This is a genomic window from Leptolyngbya sp. PCC 6406, assembly GCF_000332095.2.
In the GTDB taxonomy this organism is placed as follows: Bacteria; Cyanobacteriota; Cyanobacteriia; order Phormidesmidales; family Phormidesmidaceae; genus PCC-6406.
Genome location: NZ_KI913949.1, coordinates 1,145,471 through 1,165,585, shown reverse-complemented (window position 1 = coordinate 1,165,585; position 20,115 = coordinate 1,145,471). Strand labels below are relative to the sequence as shown.

The window sequence follows — 20,115 nt, the reverse complement described above, 5'->3', positions numbered from 1 at the left end:
GAATCATGATTCGATTGCATTAAAAGAGCGCGGCCCTAGGGCCGCGCTCTTTTAATTTGGATTAATTTGGAGCCTAGGCTCAGTCCCTAGGGCGTGTACTCAACCTGGGCTCTGAAACCACTGGCATTTAGCCAGTCAGCAGTACGCTGAGCCTCCTCCTGGGTATTAAAGGCTCCGGCCTGCATCATGGATCGACCATTCACTCGCACCTGGAAGGTATCGGGTACCAGCGATCGCAATCGGGTTCGGGCCACCTCGTCATCAGCCTCCACAAAAACGCGGTAATAGAGGCCCAAGGAAGATGCCCGCGAGGGGGGGGGCGGCGGACCACCGGGGGTCAGCGTTCCCAGAACAACACTGGGAGCAGAGCCCCCATTCCCCACAGGAATACTGGCACTGGGCACCGTCAGGATGTTACTAGACAGGGAGCCCTGGGGAGCTGTGCTAGGGGTGGGCAGGAGCGCGGTAGCGCTACTAGGCACTGGCGGTAGATCCCCGACGGAAGGGGCAACGGGAGCGGAGGAAGCTGGAGGGGGAATGACGGCAATCTCGATGGCATCAGCCCCCACTGTATCGTTGGCTACCGCCGTATCGTTGGCTACCGCCGCTGCCTGCTGGGCGGCGCGATTGGCCTGGATGCGTGCCCGCAACGATGCCTGTCGATCGGCGATCTCAGTATTAACCTCAGCAGTCTCCGCCTCAGGGGGGCTGCTAACGGCAATTTCCACTGGAATTGCATCTCCGCTGCTGGGGGTTGGGGACTGAGTTGCAGCATCCAGCGGGGTGATAGGGGGGGGGACGGTCACAGAGGCTGGGGGACGGGTTGCCCGTGGAGCGATGGGAATCTCCTCCACGGGGGCTTGGAGAGCAGCGGGTGCGGGATCTCGTAAGGTCGTTGGGGCAGCGGCAGACTCAGGGATGTTTGGCAGTGCTGCCACCTCGATTGGGGCTGGGGCCTCGGGCGTCGCCGCTAGATTTATCGCAGGGCTGGATGGAGGCGGGGCAGCGGCCACGGGCACAGCACCAGGGCTGGCTTGGGGCCAAGGGGCGTAGTCTAAGACGCTATTGCGACGATTGTCACTAATTTGGTTATTGCTCAGGATGGGCTGGGCGTCGGCATGAAGCACAAGTCCATCCTGGTTGCGGGTGATACGATTGCCCTGAATTTGGGGTGTCGCTGCCGGAGCCACCACAATGCCTGTACCCGTATTTTCAAAGATATTGCCCTGCACCTGGGCCGAAGAGGGGCCGTTAATCACCAGTCCCGCTTGGCCATTTTCCAGGAAAAAATTGCCCTGGATGACGGGGCTGCCTGCTCCGGCAATGTAAATGCCGGTAGCTCCACTGCCTACAAAGGCACTTTGTAAAATCACCGGGCTGCCCGCCTCAATCCAAAGGCCGTGGCCGTTGGGATGGGGATTGTTGACGGTAACGTTGGCAAGGCCAGCCCCGTCAGCCCCCAGCAAAGTGACGTTACGGAGTCCCTGACTGGGGGTGAGGTAGCTGCTGGTGCCCTGGATCACCACTTCGGCCAAGTTGGGGCTGGGGTTGCCCTGGAGGGTGATTCCCGGTCGCAGTTGAATGGGAAATTGCTCCCCACTGCGATCGCTATAGATGCCCGCCGCTAGGACAATTACCGTATTGGGCTGGGCAATAGTGAGGGCATGGGTAATGGTCTGAAAGGGCCGCATCTGGCTCCCATTTCCCCGGCGATCATCCCCGGCGCTGGCATTGACGTAGATTACCGTGTAGCCACTGGGCTGCTGGGCGATTACCGTTGCTGGGGGGGGGGTCGCCTCTGGGGCTGGGGTTGCGCCGTGGGCGACCTCCGGTGTCCCCAGGTTGAGGCCACCGATAAGGCCGCCGACACAAAGGACTGTCGATAGGAGGAAACGATTGACCATGGATTGGCTTTGCCCCAAGAGGAAACTCGCTCCACTTCTTATCTCAGATCCAAGAGTGCCGTTTAGGTTGTCAATAAAACTTCATCTTTCAGGGCAGGATAATCGGTATATCCATGCTCATCGCCGCCATAGAAGGTGCTGGGGTCTGGTTCCGTTAGCGGTGCATTGAGGGCAAAGCGCTTGGGCAGATCCGGGTTGGCAATAAAGAGCTTGCCGTAGGAGACAGAATCCGCCTCTCCAGCGGCGATGACTTGGTGGCCCTTGGCTTGGTCGTAGTCCCAGTTCACCATCAGGTGCCCTGAATAGAGGGGCCGAAAGTCCTTGCTGGGAACGGGAGTGCCGCCGTGGCGGAGGTCGGCTTCACTGGGATCCAGCAGGTGTAGGTAGGCTAGATCTAGGGCATCTAGCGCCTGAATCGCATAGCCAAAGGTGGCCCGAGGATCGCTGTCGGCCATGTCGTTAAAGGTACTGCTGGGGGAGAGTCGAACCCCGACGCGATCGCGGCTCCAGACCTCCACGACTGCCTGGGTTACCTCCAGAAGCAGACGAGCTCGATTTTCCACCGGACCACCGTAGGCATCGGTGCGATGGTTACTGCCATCCCGCAAAAACTGATCCAGTAGATAGCCATTGGCCCCGTGTACTTCGATACCATCAAAGCCCGCTGCTAAAGCATTCTTGGCCCCCTGGCGGTACTGGTCGATGATGCCAGGAATTTCGTCTAGTGCTAAAGCTCGGGGGGTGACAAAGGGTTGCATCCCCGCGTAGGTCATGGCTTCCCCAGCAGGGGCGATGGCGCTGGGGGCTACGGGTAACTCACCCCCATGAAAGGAGGGATGGGATACGCGCCCCACATGCCACAGTTGCAGAAAGATCAGTCCTCCGGCTTGGTGCACTGCCGTCGTCACTTTGCGCCACGCTTCTACCTGCTCTGGGTTGTGGATGCCGGGGGTCGCGGGATAGCCAACGCCCTGGGGAGAGACCTGGGTGGCCTCGGTGATGATCAGCCCAGCGGAGGCTCGCTGTTGATAGTAGGTGGCGTGGAGATCTAGCGGTATATTCCCGGCCCCGGCCCGGTTACGGGTCAGGGGAGCCATGATGATGCGGTTGGGCAGTGTGTAGCGTCCCAGTTGCACCGGAGTAAAGAGATTGGGTTCAGGTGTTGTAGCCATGGGGTGCTAAATTCAATAGTTCAATTTAGTCGAACAATTAGACGATAGTCTGTCCTGTGGGATAATGCAACCATGCGACCGATTTATCACCCAGACATCACGGAGATCACTCTGGAAGGTGTGCTGTATGCCCTCGGGGATTCCGTGCGCCTTGCCATCGTTACCCGCCTTGCCGCTGAGGGAGAGTTGTGTTGTGCCGCGATCGCGGCACCCGTGGCTAAATCCACCCTCTCCCACCATTTCAAAATTCTGCGGGAGGCGGGGGTGGTCTACTGCCGCAAACAGGGCACCCAACATCTGAACTCCTTGCGTCGGGAGGAGCTAGAGGCCCGTTTTCCCGGTCTGCTGGCGACCATACTGCAATCCGCGAAGGAGACGACACCGTCATGATGACCGCTGATGATACCTTTGGGGCCAAGTTTGGGGCAAGGTTGCACAATGGACATGCTCTCGTAGTGGGGGCAAGCCAGGGCATTGGTCTGGGTTTTGTCAAGCACCTGCTGGTGGATCCTCGGGTGGAGCGGGTCTATGGCACCTATCGTCAAATCGAGACGGCGGGTGGGCTACTGGCGCTGGCAGATCACCCCCAACTGGTGTGCCTACCCCTAGATGCCACGGATGAGGAGCAAATTGCAGCGATGACGGCCCAACTACAAACCCGCAGCGATTGCCTTGATCTGGTCATCAACTGTGTCGGCTTTCTCCACTCCGCCACTATTCAACCGGAGAAAAGCCTACGCCAGATCAATGCCGACCATCTGCTCCGGTATTTCCAGGTGAACAGTATTCCCACGGTGCTGCTGGCCAAATATCTGCTGCCCCTGCTCAAGACCAGTTCCGCCAGTGTCTTCACCACCATCTCCGCCAAGATTGGCAGCATTAGTGACAATCATCTCGGCGGCTGGTACGGTTACCGCGCCTCTAAGGCAGCCCTCAATATGTTCCTGAAAACCATCGCCATTGAATACCACCGCAAGAGCCCCCATACCATCGTCGCGGCCCTCCATCCCGGTACCACCGCTACCCGCCTCTCGGCCCCTTTTCACCGCACCGTCCCCCCAGAGAAGCTGTTTCCCCCAGCCCGCACGGCCCAGCAACTAATGGCAGTGATCGACAGCCTCACGGAAACCAATAGCGGCGAGTTTTTCTCTTGGGACGGCAGTCCCCTACCCTGGTAGAGAGGCTAAGCACCGGCTAGAATTTCCCCGCCAATCCGAACCCACGGGATCCCCATTCCTGTCACCCCCTGCCTTGGGCGCGAAGCCCCGCGACCCTACGGGTGCATACCATTACTGGATTACCCGGTACGGGGTAGGGCGGGTTTTGAACCTCCCATTCTGGATATCCCAGCCAATACGAGCTAAACCCGCTCCTACAGACACATTCTGCACTGGGCGCGGAAATCGCGCCCCTACCCACCCCAATACCGGTCACCCGGCAACAAGGGCAACCACAAGGGATTGCCCCTACGGGAATAACCCCAATACCCCAATACCTCACACCCTCACACCCCCGGAGACCGCCTACGTTACCCTCTGACCTCCTGATTCACCGCCCCCAAGGCGAATCTATCTACCCCAAGCGTTTGCAGATCGTGGGGGAGAATCTTGCGATCGCAACTACCCTGATTGACCTATTCCAGGCCCACCAAGGACGGACCCAGGGGGATCTAAATGAACAACTCCAGAGTCTGGAGGGGGATGACACCGACTATCGGGTCAAGCGGGGGCTGGCCCATATTCTGCGCTCCAGCTTCAGCACCTTTGAGGCGGTGAGTCCCCTAGAGCCTGAGATGCTGCGGGAACGAGTATTTGCGATCGCAAGTCAGACGGTTCCCAGTCCCGAAGCCACCCAGCAGCACCTGGCCCACCTAGCCCGCCACCTCGGGCAAGAACTAGAGCAGGAAATTACCCCAGAACAGGTGCGCCAGGGCCTCTACGCTGACCTTAAGGAAAACCACATCCTCACCGCCTTTGAAGCCCCTACCCCCGAAGCCTTGCTACACCGCTACAACTTGTCCCAGGTCCAGGGCATTTTCTACAAAGCGAGCCAGGTGGTGCTAAATGTCCACCGCAATGATCCTGGCGAATACAAGCTGATGTTCCGCTATCTGAAGCTGTTTCGCCTCATGGCCTACATCGAGGGGGATGCAGACCACGGCTTCACTGTCACCATTGACGGCCCCACCAGCCTCTTCAAGGCCAGTACCCGTTACGGGCTGGATATGGCCAAGCTCATCCCTGCCATTCTCCACGTCACCCGCTGGAGCCTCACCGCCACGTTACAAACCCGCGACAACTACAGCGATCAGATCCGCGATCTCCGCTTCACCCTAGCAGCGAACTGTGGCCTGGTATCCCACTATCCCCCCGGCAAGCCCTACGACAGCATGGTGGAGGCATCCTTTGCCAATCGCTGGCCCCAAAGTACCCCTTGGCAGTTAGAGCGGGAGGTAGACCTGATTCCCATTCCCGGCAGCGTCATGATTCCTGACTTCCGCCTGGTACATCCTGATGGCCGCACCTTTTTGTTGGAGATTGTCGGCTACTGGCGACCTGAGTATTTACGGAAAAAATTTGCTCAGGTTCATCTGGCGGCACGGGATGACTTGATTTTGGCCATTTCGGAGCGCCTGAGTTTAGACAAGGCAGGGGTGAATTTGAGTCAGGTCTCGGCGCGGGTGGTGTGGTTCAAAAACAAGCTCACCCCCAAAACGGTGCTGGATTGCCTTGAGCGCTAATGAATATCAGCGGTTTTTGTCAAGGGGGTGATTGCCTACCAGAATTTCGCCATAATACAGAGACGATGCCGTAAGGTATTGAAGCAAAGGGAGCGTATCGGAGCCGCAGGTCAACACCATGAGCACTATCCTGATTGTGGATGACAGTTCAGCCCTACGGGAGATGGTGGCCGGTCTGCTAATTCAAGCGGGAATGACAATCCTAGAGGCCAAGGACGGGATTGAGGCCCAGAAGAAACTGGCAGCCACTACCCCAGACCTCGTAGTTCTGGATATCGTTATGCCCAATATGAACGGTTATGAACTTTGTCGTTGGATCAAAAATAATCCCGGCACCCAAGATGTGCCAGTGGTAATTTGCTCCTCTAAGGGTGAGGAGTTTGATCGCTATTGGGGCATGAAGCAAGGGGCCGATGCCTATATTGCTAAACCCTTCCGCCCAGATGAAATGTTGGAGACCGTCAAACAGCTCCTCCGCAGCAAAGCTTAGTACTGGGCGGCGCAAATACGGCAATGTAAATCCCTCCCCCTGTTGGTCCTCACCTTAAATGCCGCTCCCAGGGTGGAAGCGGCATTTAGATTCTTCATTGGGGCTGCTGAGCAGTAAGGATTTGCGATCGCAACCCATCCACATTCGCCAAGAGATCCCCTTGGGACTGGGCTGCCTGCTCCCCCGTTGCCAACCACTTCACCTGCACCGTTCCCTGGGTCGCCTCCTCATCTCCGAGAATGAGACAGACGGCAGCACCACTGCGATCGGCCCGCTTAAATTGCTTGCCAAAGGCGGCTCCGCTGAGGTCCATTTCCACCGCCAAGCCCGCCTGACGTAGACCGTGGGCGAGGCGCAGGGCAGCGGCTTCAGCGGCCTCCCCTCGGGAGACCACATAGACATCCATCGAGGTTGCGGGGGCATTTTGGAGTTGCTTCAGCAACAGCGTGAGGCGCTCTAGGCCAATCGCCCAGCCAATAGCGGGGGCATCTGGTCCCCCCAGTTGGGCTACAAGGCCATCGTAGCGACCGCCCCCGCACACCGTAGCCTGGGCTCCCAGATCAGCGGACTGAATCTCGAAGGCGGTGTGGGTATAGTAGTCTAGGCCGCGCACCAGTCGGGGGTTGAGCTGATAGGGAATGGCCAGATTGGTGAGGAACTGCTGTACTCGCTCAAAGTGGCGCTGAGAGTCATCGCTGAGGTAATCCCCCAGACTAGGAGCCGTTTGAACGATGGCTTGGGTGGTTTCGTCCTTACTGTCCAGAATGCGTAGGGGGTTACGCTCTAGGCGGTCTTGGGAGTCGGCGTCTAGGTCTGCACGGTAGGGTGTGAGGAAGTCGACCAGGGCCTCTCGGTAGCGCTGGCGATCATGGCGATCGCCCACGGAGTTCAAATCCATGGTCAAGGATTGGAGACCCAAGGTTTGCAGCAGGCTATGGGCAAGGGCGATCACCTCCGCATCGGCGCGGGGGTCGCGACTGCCGATCAGCTCCACATCCAGTTGGTGAAACTGGCGCTGGCGTCCCGCTTGGGGCCGCTCATAGCGAAAGGCGGGGCCGATGTGCCAAAGACGCTGCACACCCCCCTGGGCTGTGAGCTTGTGCTCAATTAGCGATCGCACCAGCCCCGCCGTAATTTCTGGCCGCAGGGTAATAGAGCGCTGCCCCCGGTCTTCAAAGGTGTACATCTCTTTGCCCACCACATCGGTAGCCTCGCCGATGCCTCGGGCAAAAAGGTCAGTCTGCTCAATCAGGGGTGGGCGAATCTCCCGATAGGCAGCACGCTGCAAACTGTCGCGGGCCACCGTTTCTACCCACTGCCAAAGGGGTGTTTCCTCCGGCAGAATATCCCTTGTACCCCGTAGCGCCTGAATCGTTGTCATACCTTTGTTGTCAGGTTCTCCCACTGGCCATAGCGATCGCCATAATAGGCCAAAACAGTTTCTATCTGGGGTTGACAGTGGTCAGCGGCGGCCTCGGCGTAGCGAATCCACAGACCCCCCACCTGGCTTTGGAGGTAGTCAAACTGCTGGGAGGTTTGGGGCACCAGTCCGGTTTCGACACCCTCAATCTGGCGCAGATGAGCGGCCACCTCTCGATATACCGCTAGGGGTAGGCGTAAGCTACAAAGGCGATATTCAATTTTTTTGGGGGTCTCTTGGGGCTCCCCTAGAACTGCTGGGGGACTGGCCTCTTCGGCGCTGGCGCAATCGGGGAAAGGGGCGGTATTGCTAGAGGGGGCGGCGGCCCTGGGGAGAACCGCCTCTGGCGATGGTGGGGTGGACTTGTCGTTAGCCGACTTTTCGTTAGCCATAGTCATGGATCATCGTCATCAGTAGCCGCCCTTCGCTGTTGCCATGGACACCGGATTCAGGACAACCCCTAGGGGTTTTCGGTGCTGGGATCGAGTTCGGGCAGAGCACAGCAGTTTACATCATTGATGCAGACCTTACCCCAGCGCAATGCCCAGCGCACCAGCGCCACCCGGTTGACGGTGGCGGTTTTGGTCAGAATGTTGCTGATATGGTTATCGACAGTCCGTTTGCTGATTTCTAACTTTGCGGAAATTTCTTGGTTGGTGAGTCCAGCGGCGACCAACTCAACAATCTGCAACTCGCGCTCCGAGAGGGTGCCCTGGCTATAGGTGGGGGGAGGCTCGTTGCTTGCCATAGGTTGTTAGAGCTTCGATATGTATATATGCCTATTTTACTGTGTTTACTGCTTATTCCTGGGGGTGAGGGTGGGGGAGTGGGGGAGTGGGGGAGTGGGAGCAGGATCCCTCCTTGCTGAGGGATCGAGATTCCTCTCTCCGTTTCACGATGCTCGGAATGACAGGCTTATTGTCATGTTAAGTACACTTGTCATGTTGAGCGGAGTCGTAGACGCGAAGCGGCTTCTCTGGGAGTAGCATCTCGGTCTAACGACCCAGATCGAGATTTCTCCCTTGCTTCGGAATGACAGGCTTATTGTCATGTTAAGTACACTTGTCATGTTGAGCGGAGTCGTAGACGCGAAGCGGCTTCTCTGGGAGTAGCATCTCGGTCTAACGGCCCAGATCGAGATTCCTCCCTGCGCTCGGAATGACAGGCTTCCCTCTGTTTCTTCCGTGCATTACCCAACATTTTGGGTTGGGTCGGTTGCTCCGGAGGAGCAACCTAGTCGTAGGGTGGTTGTCCTTGTTGCCCGGTGACCCGGTGTATAGCCTAACGGCATTCAAGAAAGGCGTTGGCGAAGTCACTCCCTGGGAGTTAGCCTGCCCGTTGGCGAGTAGCCTGCCTTTGGCATAGGGCTTAGGGGTAGGGGCGCGGTTTCCGCACCCAATGCAGGGCATCGCCCACCAACCCAGGTATTGCGCTCAGACCCTCGCACTCTCATAACAGGATGCTCCAGTGGGTGGGTGCTCGATATTGGAGTAGATAGGTGGCAATTTTGAACTGTAAAGGGGATGGACGGATGTTAGATCGGTTTCTGGGACTGGGGGCATTGGGCTGGGGTTGGTTCGCTTCCTGGGAGATGGGCTTTTGGGTCACTGTGGGGAAGGCGGTGGTCTGGGGTTGGCAATGGTTTTGGTCGGTGGTGGCTGGGCTGGGCTGGACGGTGCAGGGGGGCTGGCGTCCGTTGTTGAGGGGTGGGCTGGTGGGGATTCTGGTGGGCAGCTTGGTGTTTGGGCTGGGGATGGCTCCGGCGGGGGCGGACTCGGAATCTGAGTCTGTGTTGCCGGAGCCTTTGGCTTCGGAGGTCAATTCCTCTGATATTCCGTCGGAAAAGGTGACTCAATTTGTGTCGGCCTATATGCAAGTGGTGAATCTGATCGATAGCCGCAGTGAGGAACTGGAGCGTGCTCAAACGGAGGCGGAATCTCTGCGGCTCCAGCAGGCGATTCAAACTGCGGCCTATGATCTAATTGAAGAGACTGGGCTGACACGCCTAGACTATTGGCAACTGCTGGGGCTGGCGAATACTGATACAGAATTTCGCGATCGCGTTTTGGCCCAGTTAGAAGAGCGCGATCGCTAAATTTGCCATGCTGGGCTACTTAATTGTTCTCTCTTCGTCCCTATTTTTCTGCATCCAAAACGTGGTGGTGCGGGTGTTGTTTACCGAGCAGCCCGTCATCGGCTTGGGGATGATTGGGGGCTATGTACCACCGACCCTGGGCAACTCCTTTCTGTTGCTGTTTTTGCGAATGCTACTGGCAGTGCCCTTGATGGCAGCACTCTCCAAGGGGCTTCATCCTAAAATTTGGACTGACCTGTGGCATTTGGGCCACCCGACCCAGCGGCGTGCCCTGTTCCACAGCCTGGTGGGCGGCGGGCTGATGTTTGCCTACTTGGCGCTTTTGTATCTGGCGGTGGGGCTAGTGCCCACGGGAATTGCCATGACCCTGTTTTTCACCTTTCCTGTTTTCACTGCCCTCTTTTCCTGGGGGCTATTTGGCAGTCAACCCTCGTTCTTTCACTGGGGCATTATGACCTGTGTGATCGTGGGCAGCGTCATGACGGTGCCGCCCTCGGATCTGACTTGGAGCGGCGGTAGCACTTGGGGGTTGGTGATGGGAGTGGCCTCCGGGGTGGCCTATGCTCTGTACACCGTCAATGCCCAGAAAGCCTTTGAGATGATCCATCCGGTGCTGTTCACCTGGATGAGCTTTGCCGTCACCTTGGCTTTGGCGGGACTGTGCCTCGTGGGCAATCATCCAGAGGAGATGGCGTCCCTAGAGTGGGGGCCGCTGTGGATCGGTAGCCTGCTGTCGGGGCTGGTCACCTTCGGTGGCCATGTCCTCTACAACTCTGGGATTCGTCTGGTGGGGGCGACGGCAGCGGCCATGGTGGGGGCCAGCAATCTGGCGTTTACCGTGGTGTTGGCCTGGTTCATGATTCAGGAAACCCTAGGTCCAGTGCAGGTGCTGGGGGTGATTTTGGTGACGGTTAGTGTGGCGGCTTTGAGTGGAGAGCGACGGGGAAACGCGCCTACTGAATAGCGATCTAAGTAGGTGGACATAATTAAATGCTGTCATTCCGACGAAAGGAGGAATCTCGAACTCCGTCAACGACCGAGATGTCTCGACTTCGCTTCGCTCCGCTACTCCCTTGGAGTCGCTCCGCAGCATGACAGAACTACGTTTATTGATGTCCACCTACTTAATTATCCTGGGTATCGACCTGGGCTATTAGGGCTGTGATCTGGTTGCTGAGGTCGGTCTTGCCCTCAGCCAGGAACTGGCGACGGGCGGCGGTGAGGTGATTGCGGGCTTCTGTTTTTTCACCCTGCATTATTAGGACTAGGGCGAGTTGGGTGTGGGCATCCATATCCTCGGGGTTGGCTTGCAACCGATCGCGATAGGTTGCGATCGCGTGCTCCCGCTTAGCGGTACCCCCCGTTACTAGGGTGAACAGATCCTTGAAGTTGGGAACCAGGGGATGTTCAGAGTTGGTGCTGGGCGGGGCGAGACCGAGAAACGTGGAGATGCGTTCCCCTGTTCTTTGCTTCTCGTCGTAGCCAGAGCTGTAGTAGGGCGTTAGGGGAATGACCTCTCCTGAATTCAGGACCAAACTGAGGCGATAGGTGGTGCTGCCTTTGCTATTTCGAGAGGATTCAATGCGGGTGCTGACGATAGCCCGTAGCGGATGCTCAATGCGCTTGACCCCCAACACCCCGCGCTGGGTGAGGGTAAATTGATTGGCCAGTTTATCGAGATCCACCGTGACGATCTGGCCAAAGACCAGAATGATCACCAGAGCAACTCCGGTAAAAATGCCGACGAAGAGGAGCCCGAACCAGGCATCATTGTGCTGGATGAGCAGTTGGGGTTGGGCTGAATCTTGCAGAAACTGGTTGATGTCAGCGGCTTGCTGTCGATGGCGTTCCTCCCCAGAACTGGAGTAGCTGCTCAAGGGAATGCTGTCTTCGCGGGTCCGCAGTATCACTTGATAGGTGGGACTGCCATCGCTACCGCTGGAGACATTTACCTCGGCCCCTTGCAGTTCTGCCAAGGGCCAGGTTTGACTCTGCTTGCGCAAAAGGGTGGTTTGGGTCAGCTCACATTGACCGGGTGGAGGATTGCGATCGCAGAGTAGACTTTGGCTCCCCAGAAACAGGCTGGGTAATAGACCCGCCACCCCAAAGATGCTGCCAAGCAGCCATAGAAACCAAGGACGCAACTGTAGCGTGAGGTGACTAGAGGTCTCTTGAACAACCTTCATGACACTTGTCGAGATAAGTGAGATCCAGATCCCCTGATTATCCTCAACATTTCCCCCAATGCTCCATCCCTGAGCGGATGCAGTCGACGGATTTTCCTGGAGGGCATTACCGAGGTGGCCTAGAAGAGGCGGATCCCCTGAACAGTCTCTCCTTCAACGCCTGAGGTTCTCCTTCCGCGCAGCCCCAGGCCGCTGACCCCCAGAATATCCCGCCCAGTAGAGTAATCTGTTTTTGGGAAGCACAAGTTCTGGACAGCACCGGGACGTAGGGGTACGGATAAAAGCTCCCTATCACCCTTCCCGCCACAGGTTTCTTTTTTCGAGGTGTCATGGATACTCCGCTGCAAGCGTTGCAAAGCCAAATGGGAGCCGTGTTTGCCCCAGAAGTAGGGCTGGCTGTGCCCCTCAGCTATGGCAACGACGATGCAGCCTATGGGGCCGCGAGATCGGGGGTAGCCCTGGTGGATCGCAGCCATTGGGGCCGACTGCGGGTGAGCGATCGCGATCACCTGCGCTTTTTGCACAATCAAACCACCAATCAACTGCAAACCCTCCAGGCAGGCCACCAATGCGACACCGTGTTTGTGACCCCCACAGGCCGCACCCTAGATCTAGCCACGGCCTACGTTGATGACGGGGCCGTGGTGCTGCTGGTCTCCCCCGGACAAGCCGCCGCTCTTCTGGAGTGGATGGACCGCTATGTCTTCTTTGCTGACAAGGTTCAGCTCACTGACGAAACCGAGACCACCGTTACCTTGACCCTGATTGGCCCCGAGAGTGCCAACCTATTGCAGGGCTTGGGCCTCTCTACGCAGGCGCTCCCCGCCGCCCAACGGCATATTCTTGTGGATTGCCAGGGCATTTCCTGTCGCTTGGCGGCGGGGAGCGGTTTGGGGCTTCCCGGCTACACCCTGACCGCCGCCGCCGCCGAGGCCGCCCCCCTGTGGTCGGCCCTCATCGCGGGCGGCGCAATCCCCCTGGGGGAAAAGCGTTGGGAGCAACTCCGCCTTGAGCAGGGACGGCCCATTGCGGGGGCAGAGCTAACAGCGGATTACAATCCCCTAGAGGCAGGGCTCTGGGCAGCGGTGTCCTTTGATAAGGGCTGCTACATCGGCCAGGAAACCATCGCCCGCCTCCAGACCTATCAGGGGGTGAAACAGCAGCTTTGGGGTCTCAGCCTAAGTGACCTGGTGCCCTCTGGCACGGAGATTACCCATGGGGGAGTGCGAGCAGGACGGCTCACCAGCGTCATGGCAACCCCCACCGGGGTCAGGGGGTTGGGCTATCTCCGGACTAAGGTGGGCGGGGCAGGGCTCACGGTTGAGGTGGGGACTGCCACGGCTACGGTCCTAGAGATTCCCTTTGTCTCTCGGGGGTATTTGACCCTAGGGGCGAACTAGGCGGTCTGGGGCTGTAATGGGATGGCACTGGGGTTAGGGAGGGAACGTTTGTCGGGAATTCAGGGGAACTCAGGCTAAAGTTAGGGCGCACGCTCTTCAAGTTCTTCCCTGAGGTCATCACCCATGGCAGTTCTACTAACCTGGCCTAACCGAGTTATTGCGATCGCGCTATTGACCCTCATGGCCTGTGGATCCGATCCCCAGAATGTCACCGAACCCTCTGCTTCCAGCGTGCCTTCCAATGGCGTTTCCAGTCCGGCTTCCAGCCCTGCCCCCGTTACTCCCCCCCCAACCGCCGTCGCCAGTGCCCCCGCCTTGGCCCCCGGCCCAAAGTGCTACGAGACGACAACCGACACCCTCACCGCAGCGGTGCGCCTGACGGTCGCCAGCGATGGCACCGTGACCGGAGACGGCCTCGGCACCGTTCACGATGAATCCAACAGCTACTACACCTCCTACCGCGAAGTTCTAGCGGGTACCCTCAGCGGTGATCAACTGGCCCTAGAGATCACCACCTGGATCGAGTATGACCAGCAAGAAAACGAGGCCACCTGGACTGTGACCCCCGATCGCCTTGCTGATGGCAGCAACACCTTTAGTCCGGTGGCCTGTGAGGCATTGCAGGAGCGCTTCACCGAACCAACCGGCGTAGAAGGCACAGATTTATTGGCCTATGCCACCAATATCAATACCCAACGGGTGCAGTTTGCCTCCGGCAGCAGCGAGACGGTGGTAAGCAATAGCGTGGTTCGGGGGGACCGAGATGTGTATCTGCTCGGAGCCAGTGGTGGACAGGTGATGATCCTCTCCATTAGCGCCCTGGAAGATAATGCCGCCTTCGATGTGGTTGGCCCCTCGGGCTGGGTGCAAGTGGTGGAGGGAACCAATGAAGAGGTCTTTTTGCCCCACACTGGCGACTACCAGGTGATTGTGGGCGGCACCCGAGGTAATGCCAGCTATGACCTCTCCATTGCGATTCGCTAAGAATTTGGCCCTGAATCCGTTGACTCGGGCATCAACGTCAGCCGAGACAATATTGGTTCCAAGGAATTCAGGAGCCAGAAGCCAGTACTCTCCTAGATTCTGGCTCCTAACTTCTAATTCCTGAATCCTCTCCAGGAGATTTGTCCCGCTTTGAGTTGATACCCATTGACTCATTGCCAGGGGATTCGCCAAAACTGCGCCCAATCGTTACCATTAGTATCTTTGGGTCTCAATCAGACCGCGATCGCTGTCACGATATGGATATTCAAAAACTGAAAGGCGCTGGCAGGCGCTGCGATAATCAGATCACTAGCGACTGCAATCCAGGATGAAACTTGACGAAGCCACGATTCAAACCCTCGGCAAATCCCTGAGCTGTATTAACCCGGAGCTGATGAAAGGTGATGCCACTGGGGCCAGCGAACGCCTCTGGTATCAGGGCAATGAGCCCTATTTCGACATCATTGTGGAACGCAGTCAGGACGAAATTACTTGGTTCCAAATCACCCTACGCGGGCGGGTGTTGTCTTGGCGTAGCGGCCAAGACTATCTGCAAACGGGAGAAACGGACGAACTAGATGTGTCCGCAGAGGCGGCTAACTATGCCGCCAGTAAAACCATTCGCGATGGCTCCGAGACCAACTGGCCCTTGGTTAAGACTGTGCAGGCCATCGTGGCCACTCGTCCCGAAGATCCCCTTCTGCATCAGCTTGATCGCCTGATTCAGTCCCAAATGCCCGCTGGCTCCCTGTAAAGCTAAGGCTTGGCTAAGGCTTGAATTTCTCGTACTGCCTGGTGGACACCATTGACATTAGGAACAGCGGGCTCAGGCTGGACCCAGGGTAAGCGGGCTAGGATCTGGGCAATCATCCCCAGGCAATGGGCAGGGTTACTGGCGGTAAAGCTGTGTCTACAACTGCGATCAAACTGGCGATCGTACCGCCGGGGCAAGGGCAGGGCAATGAGAGGCTTCCCCAAGGCAGCACATTCGTAGGTGAGGTTGTAGCCACCGCCGCCGATGACGATATCGGCAAGTTGGAGTACTTCAATACCCGGCCAGTGGGTGATCCACAGATTAGGGGGACAGGTCGGTGGGCAACGATGGGCAAGGCAGCGCACCGTGCAGTAAGGATGGGTTTCGGCGATCGCCCGAACTAACTCCCCAAATAGGCTTAACTCGTCGGGGCGACCTGTCGCGCAAATGAGGATAAGGGGCTGGTCACCCTGTAGACGATAGCGATCGCGCACGGTCTCACGCATTGCGCTTAGCTCATGGCTCTCCCGCAATAGCCAAGGCGCGGTCAACCTAGCCTGGGGCAAATGACGCAGTGGCGCACTCTCTTCGCCGGGAACCAGGATGCGGTCGTAATGCTGCTGGACAAAGCCGGGAATCTGTTTGGCAGCAAGGTAACGGGGATCTAGGTCACGATGCACCAAAATACGGGGCATCTCCAGTGCTGGCAGCAAGTCCGCTAGCTCCCCCACTAGTCCTCGGGGAAAGGTATCGACGATCAGGCAGTCCGCAGGATGTTGGGTAATCCAGTGGTGGATATAGGGGGGGACACCATTCACCGAGAGTCCCTCGGGCAGGCCGTGCAGGGTGATATCAGACCGCTGAAGGGAGGCTTGCACCGTCGCGGTGTAGGGACTATTGACCAGAATGTCTACGAAATGGGGGACTGCCTGGGTCAAGGCAATGGCTCGATTGAGGTGTCCCCAGCCGCCCCCCAAGGCATAGATCAGCCAACGGTTTTGCCGCCGCTCTTTTTCTAGTTCTAGTTGCGCTGCGGTGTCTCCCATTTCTGGATATTGCGTCAGATATTGCGTTGCCCTGGGGTCATGGGACAGGCCCGAAACCATTGGCTCAAGCTATACCTTATCCCCCAGTTCCTTGTAAGTAGGTGGACATAATTAAATGCTGTCATTCCGACGTAAGGAGGAATCTCGGACTCCGCCAACAATCGAGATGTCTCGACTTCGCTCCGTTACTCCGTTGGAGTCACTCCGCAGCATGACAGAATTACGTTTATTAATGTCCATATTTTCCGGTCCCCTCTCCCCTTGCGAGAGGGCTGGGGTGAGGGGCCGAGGTGTACCACAATGAAACGGTCAGAGTATTTACGCCGCACAATAGCCAGTAGCCTTACGATTGCGTAAGGCTACTGGCTATTGTGCGGGCAGTGATGAACAAAAGGTTCCCCTTAGGGGAGAGATCTCGATAGGCTAGAGGAGTTCTCTGCTCCGACCCTATGATTTTCTTTTCTGATACCGCTGTATCTTCTCCCGACTTTTGGGCTACCACGCTAAAGGTGCTGGTGCGGCTATTTTGGGTGGTGCTAGTGACTGCCTTACTGTGGGCAGTGCCGCTAGCGCGTCCCGCCATGGTCTTTGACTGGTCTCAGGCCATCGCGGCTACTGACCTGACCCATCTCTCCCCCGCTGACATTGAAGCCATTGCCAGCCTGCGGGAAAAAGCCTTTGCCGCCAGTCAGGCGGGGCAGTATGATCGGGCGGAGGCATACTGGGGCGATCTACTGGAGTTTTTGCCCGAGGAAGCAGCTATCTGGAGTAATCGTGGCCTGGTGCGGGCTAGCCAGTTGCACCTGCGGGAGGCGATTGAGGACTATGGCCAGTCCATTGCCCTAGCCCCCGAGGCTCCCGATCCCTACCTAAACCGGGGGGCAGCCTACGAAATGCTGGGGGACTGGGAGGCCGCGATCGCGGATTACAACCAGGTGCTGGCCCTAGATCCTCAAGAGGCGGCAGCCTACAACAATCGCGGTAATGCGGAGGCGGGGCTGGAGCATTGGGAAGCTGCGATCGCGGATTACCGCACCGCCGCTGATCTAGATCCAGAATTCGCCCTAGCGCGGGTCAACTATGGCCTTGCCCAATATCAAATAGGAGACATCAAACCCGCGATCAAGACCCTACGGGCGGTGGTGCGCCGTTATCCCAACTTCACCGATGCCCGAGCGGCCCTCACCGCCGCCCTGTGGGTGGACGGCCAACAAGGGGAAGCGGAAAGTCACTGGGTCGCCGTCTCCGGCTTAGATAGCCGCTATCGGGATTTGGACTGGATTCGCACCATTCGCCGCTGGCCCCCGGCGGTGGCTGACGCCCTGGCCCAGTTTTTGGCCTTGGAGGGGTAGAGCCGTGCTGGATCTGGTTCTCGTGGCCAGCCTGGGATTCCTAGGCAGTTTTGGTCATTGCCTGGGTATGTGTGGCCCCATCGCCATCGCCTTTTCCCTAAGCGCCCCATCAGATAGCCCCCAGGCGAATCCTACGGGACGGGACTCAGCTCCCTCCCGCTGGCAGCAGTTGGGCTTTCACCTGGCCCTAAATCTGGGGCGACTGTGCAGCTATATGCTCGTGGGAGCAGCCATTGGAGGGCTGGGCTCGGTGTTGGTGGCGGGGGGCACCATGGCGGGGGTGGGCAGTCCCCTGCGGCGGGGAATTGCCCTGGCCACAGGACTGCTGCTGATCTGGTTCGGGTTGCGCCAAGTCGCTCCCAGCCTATTGCCCCGCCTACCCTTCCTCCATCCCCTCCAGGGGGCGATCCATAATCGCCTCCAGGGGGCCATGGCCCGGATGTCCCAAGGAAATCGCTGGTGGACTCCAGCCCTGCTGGGGCTGGGGTGGGGACTGGTGCCCTGTGGCTTTCTCTATGCCGCCCAAATTAAGGCAGCGGCTACCAGTTCCGTGTTGGGGGGCGCAGCTACCTTGGGAGCCTTTGGTCTGGGGACGCTGCCGATGATGGTGGCGGTGGGGGCCTCCAGTGCTTGGCTTAGCCGCGATCGCGCCAGTCAGCTTTTTCGCCTTGGGGGTTGGATCACCCTGGGCATCGGTGTACTCACCCTGACCCGCACAGGGGATTTAATGGTGGACTACACCGGCCACCTGGCGCTGCTGTGTTTGGTTCTGGCCCTAATTGCCCGCCCCATTAGCAAACTGTGGCCAGGGCCAAGGCAATATCGACGGCTGCTGGGGGTGGGAGCCTGGGGGCTGGCCCTGGCCCACACGGTCCACATGCTGGAACACAGTTGGGGCTGGAACCCCGCCGCACTAAGGTTCATGATGCCCCAACACCAGTGGGGCATCGTCGCCGGGGCGATGGCCCTAGCGATAATGCTACCCTTGGCCCTCACCAGTTCCCCCCAGGCCCAGCGCTGGTTGGGGACACAGTGGCGACGCCTCCACCTCCTCAGTCTTCCTGCCCTGGGGTTGGGGGTGCTCCACTGCATTCTGACGGGGTCTAGCTACCTGGGCACAACCCGCTGGCAGGGATTGCCCCTGATCCACACGGGGCTACTGGTGGGACTGGCGCTGATGGTGCTAGCAGTGCGATCGCGCCGAATTTGGTCTTTGTTGAATCTGGAAAAGTGGTATGTCTCTCCCAAATCCTCTCCCCCCCTCCAGTCCTAAACGACCCAGTGATGCCTCAGGATTTAGGTCGGCAATCGGGAGCCTCAGCCTCCTAGTCGTCTTCTCAGTTCTAGCTGCCACCCTAGCCCCCGCCCTAGCCCACCAAGTCCAGGTGGCCCAGGATGTGGGAGCCACCCTACATATCGAGCCCAACGACATGCCCCAGGCTGGAACCCCCTCCCAGGTGTGGTTTGCCCTGACGTTAGCGGGGGGACAGTCGGTGCCCCTAGCAGACTGTGACTGCACCCTCATCCTTTACGATGCCCAAGGTGCTGTGGTAGACAACCCCACCCTAGAACCCGTCTCCGCTGAAGACTATCGCCAAATTCCGGGGGCAATGGTCACCTTTCCCACGGTGGGAGCCTATGAACTGGTGCTGGCGGGGCAACCCCAGGGCTCGGGGAACTTTACCCCCTTTGAACTCCAGTTTCCGGTACTGGTGGCAGCGGGGCAGACTGTAAAAGCGGGGCAGACTGTAAACCAGACTGCTGCATCCGGTACTGAGCCTGAGGATGCAGTGGAGACGACTGCTGACACAACGGCTCCGGCAGAAACCCCTGCTTCATCTGGGGAACCCGCCGGGGCCGCCCCTACGTCGTCTAGAAATGATGCCCCTTGGGGATGGCAGCTTCCGCTACTGGGGGCTATGGTACTGCTGGGGGGCACGGGAACTGTGCTCTATCGCCTGCGATCGCGAGGACAAAAACCATGACCATAGGCTGGATGAAATGGATAGGCGCAGGGTTAGGACTGCTGGGGGGGCTGGGCTTAGGGCCACTCTCCGCCACTGCCGCCGACCGCATCGTACTCACCTACGGCTCCCTAGCCATGGAGATTCCCATCGCTGAGCTAGATACCCTAGCGACAACGGGGGAAGTCTCTGAAGATCTGTCCCAACTCCTGGGGTTGGCTAATCAGGAACCTGCCGCCTTGCAAAAGGTGCTCCTAGAACCCGTCAGTGTTAACCCCACGGTATTGAATATCGCCCTCAATACCCCCGCCGGAGAGCGTCTGCTAGATCTAGTCGGTGAATCGATCCAACCCCTCTCAGGTGTTGATGGTCGATCGGCCCTGCGGGCCGCAATTTTGGCCTCCGCAGCCGATGGAGAACTGTCCCTCCTTGAAGTTCTGCGGGTCTATCCCAGTCCCGATATTGTCGTGCAGGGCGATCGCCTGATTTCAGCCTACGGTGAAGTCCTAGAGGCTATTGGTCCCTGGCTGAGAATTCTCACTCTGGGCCAGTTCTAGGGGCTAGTTCTAGGGGCCAGTTCTGGCCCCTAGTTTTCAGTATCACAGACC

The 20,115-nt window shown here is 58.3% G+C and carries 20 protein-coding genes; 13 read left to right on the top strand and 7 right to left on the bottom strand.

Going from position 1 to position 20,115, the window contains the following annotated elements; genetic code table 11:
- Positions 1 to 86: 86 nt before the first annotated feature.
- Together LEP6406_RS0205485 and LEP6406_RS0205480 are read right to left on the bottom strand one after the other, a co-directional pair.
- On the bottom strand, positions 87 to 1,904 hold the full coding sequence (locus LEP6406_RS0205485) for a DUF1565 domain-containing protein (protein WP_008308779.1): 1,818 nt from the start codon (positions 1,902 to 1,904) through the stop codon (positions 87 to 89).
- 62 nt (positions 1,905 to 1,966) lie between these two features.
- Positions 1,967 to 3,076 (bottom strand): alkene reductase, encoded by a 1,110-nt coding sequence (locus LEP6406_RS0205480; protein ID WP_008308781.1) that lies wholly within the window; start codon positions 3,074 to 3,076, stop codon positions 1,967 to 1,969.
- A 72-nt stretch (positions 3,077 to 3,148) separates the two neighbouring features.
- Here LEP6406_RS0205480 and LEP6406_RS0205475 point away from each other — a divergent pair, with 72 nt between their 5' ends.
- From LEP6406_RS0205475 to LEP6406_RS0205460, 4 genes are all read left to right on the top strand, one after another.
- Complete coding sequence (locus LEP6406_RS0205475; protein ID WP_008308783.1) at positions 3,149 to 3,466, top strand: ArsR/SmtB family transcription factor; 318 nt, start codon at positions 3,149 to 3,151, stop codon at positions 3,464 to 3,466.
- Positions 3,463 to 4,254, top strand: coding sequence for an SDR family NAD(P)-dependent oxidoreductase (locus tag LEP6406_RS0205470; protein ID WP_008308785.1), 792 nt, complete (start codon positions 3,463 to 3,465; stop codon positions 4,252 to 4,254). Before LEP6406_RS0205475 ends, LEP6406_RS0205470 begins: the two co-directional genes overlap by 4 nt.
- Positions 4,255 to 4,550: 296 nt before the next feature.
- Positions 4,551 to 5,816 (top strand): DUF790 family protein, encoded by a 1,266-nt coding sequence (locus tag LEP6406_RS0205465; RefSeq protein ID WP_317133870.1) that lies wholly within the window; start codon positions 4,551 to 4,553, stop codon positions 5,814 to 5,816.
- A 118-nt stretch (positions 5,817 to 5,934) separates the two neighbouring features.
- Positions 5,935 to 6,306 (top strand): response regulator transcription factor, encoded by a 372-nt coding sequence (locus tag LEP6406_RS0205460; protein WP_008308787.1) that lies wholly within the window; start codon positions 5,935 to 5,937, stop codon positions 6,304 to 6,306.
- A 94-nt stretch (positions 6,307 to 6,400) separates the two neighbouring features.
- Here LEP6406_RS0205460 and hisS read toward each other — a convergent pair whose 3' ends face one another.
- From hisS to LEP6406_RS0205445, 3 genes are all read right to left on the bottom strand, one after another.
- Positions 6,401 to 7,687: a histidine--tRNA ligase gene (gene hisS / locus LEP6406_RS0205455; RefSeq protein WP_008308788.1), complete on the bottom strand. Its 1,287-nt coding sequence runs from the start codon at positions 7,685 to 7,687 to the stop codon at positions 6,401 to 6,403.
- Positions 7,684 to 8,124, bottom strand: a complete 441-nt coding sequence (locus tag LEP6406_RS35445) for a hypothetical protein (protein ID WP_008308789.1) — start codon at positions 8,122 to 8,124, stop codon at positions 7,684 to 7,686. Before LEP6406_RS35445 ends, hisS begins: the two co-directional genes overlap by 4 nt.
- Positions 8,125 to 8,186: 62 nt before the next feature.
- On the bottom strand, positions 8,187 to 8,474 hold the full coding sequence (locus tag LEP6406_RS0205445) for a photosynthetic electron transport-dependent transcriptional regulator PedR (RefSeq protein ID WP_008308790.1): 288 nt from the start codon (positions 8,472 to 8,474) through the stop codon (positions 8,187 to 8,189).
- A 783-nt stretch (positions 8,475 to 9,257) separates the two neighbouring features.
- On the opposite strand from LEP6406_RS0205445, the gene LEP6406_RS0205440 reads away from it, so the two are divergent.
- Both LEP6406_RS0205440 and LEP6406_RS0205435 read left to right on the top strand, forming a co-directional pair.
- The gene (locus LEP6406_RS0205440) at positions 9,258 to 9,821 is read left to right on the top strand and encodes a DUF4168 domain-containing protein (protein WP_008310571.1); all 564 of its coding nucleotides are present in this window, start codon (positions 9,258 to 9,260) and stop codon (positions 9,819 to 9,821) included.
- Between the two features lie 7 nt (positions 9,822 to 9,828).
- Positions 9,829 to 10,785, top strand: coding sequence for a DMT family transporter (locus tag LEP6406_RS0205435; protein WP_008310570.1), 957 nt, complete (start codon positions 9,829 to 9,831; stop codon positions 10,783 to 10,785).
- Between the two features lie 160 nt (positions 10,786 to 10,945).
- On the opposite strand, the gene LEP6406_RS0205430 is transcribed toward LEP6406_RS0205435, so the two are convergent.
- Positions 10,946 to 12,007, bottom strand: coding sequence for a tetratricopeptide repeat protein (locus LEP6406_RS0205430; protein ID WP_008310569.1), 1,062 nt, complete (start codon positions 12,005 to 12,007; stop codon positions 10,946 to 10,948).
- Positions 12,008 to 12,336: 329 nt separating this feature from the next.
- Here LEP6406_RS0205430 and LEP6406_RS0205425 point away from each other — a divergent pair, with 329 nt between their 5' ends.
- The 3 genes from LEP6406_RS0205425 to LEP6406_RS0205415 all read left to right on the top strand — a co-directional run bounded on the left by LEP6406_RS0205425 (position 12,337) and on the right by LEP6406_RS0205415 (position 15,145).
- A complete protein-coding gene (locus LEP6406_RS0205425) occupies positions 12,337 to 13,407 on the top strand; it encodes a CAF17-like 4Fe-4S cluster assembly/insertion protein YgfZ (RefSeq protein ID WP_008310568.1) in 1,071 nt (356 codons plus the stop codon).
- Between the two features lie 123 nt (positions 13,408 to 13,530).
- On the top strand, positions 13,531 to 14,391 hold the full coding sequence (locus LEP6406_RS26690; RefSeq protein ID WP_008310567.1) for a hypothetical protein: 861 nt from the start codon (positions 13,531 to 13,533) through the stop codon (positions 14,389 to 14,391).
- A gap of 328 nt (positions 14,392 to 14,719) precedes the next feature.
- Positions 14,720 to 15,145, top strand: a complete 426-nt coding sequence (locus tag LEP6406_RS0205415) for a hypothetical protein (protein ID WP_008310566.1) — start codon at positions 14,720 to 14,722, stop codon at positions 15,143 to 15,145.
- Positions 15,146 to 15,147: 2 nt separating this feature from the next.
- On the opposite strand, the gene LEP6406_RS0205410 is transcribed toward LEP6406_RS0205415, so the two are convergent.
- Positions 15,148 to 16,251, bottom strand: coding sequence for a hypothetical protein (locus tag LEP6406_RS0205410; protein WP_008310565.1), 1,104 nt, complete (start codon positions 16,249 to 16,251; stop codon positions 15,148 to 15,150).
- 389 nt (positions 16,252 to 16,640) lie between these two features.
- Between LEP6406_RS0205410 and LEP6406_RS26685 the strand changes: the two genes are divergently transcribed.
- From LEP6406_RS26685 to LEP6406_RS26680, 4 genes are read left to right on the top strand one after another with little or no spacing between them, the layout of a single operon-like run.
- On the top strand, positions 16,641 to 17,543 hold the full coding sequence (locus tag LEP6406_RS26685) for a tetratricopeptide repeat protein (protein ID WP_008310564.1): 903 nt from the start codon (positions 16,641 to 16,643) through the stop codon (positions 17,541 to 17,543).
- 4 nt (positions 17,544 to 17,547) lie between these two features.
- Positions 17,548 to 18,816 (top strand): urease accessory protein UreH domain-containing protein, encoded by a 1,269-nt coding sequence (locus LEP6406_RS0205400; protein ID WP_008310563.1) that lies wholly within the window; start codon positions 17,548 to 17,550, stop codon positions 18,814 to 18,816.
- On the top strand, positions 18,779 to 19,528 hold the full coding sequence (locus tag LEP6406_RS33520) for a hypothetical protein (protein ID WP_008310561.1): 750 nt from the start codon (positions 18,779 to 18,781) through the stop codon (positions 19,526 to 19,528). Before LEP6406_RS0205400 ends, LEP6406_RS33520 begins: the two co-directional genes overlap by 38 nt.
- The gene (locus LEP6406_RS26680) at positions 19,525 to 20,064 is read left to right on the top strand and encodes an alpha/beta hydrolase (RefSeq protein WP_008310560.1); all 540 of its coding nucleotides are present in this window, start codon (positions 19,525 to 19,527) and stop codon (positions 20,062 to 20,064) included. The genes LEP6406_RS33520 and LEP6406_RS26680 overlap by 4 nt, the downstream gene beginning before the upstream one ends.
- Positions 20,065 to 20,115 lie beyond the last annotated feature (51 nt).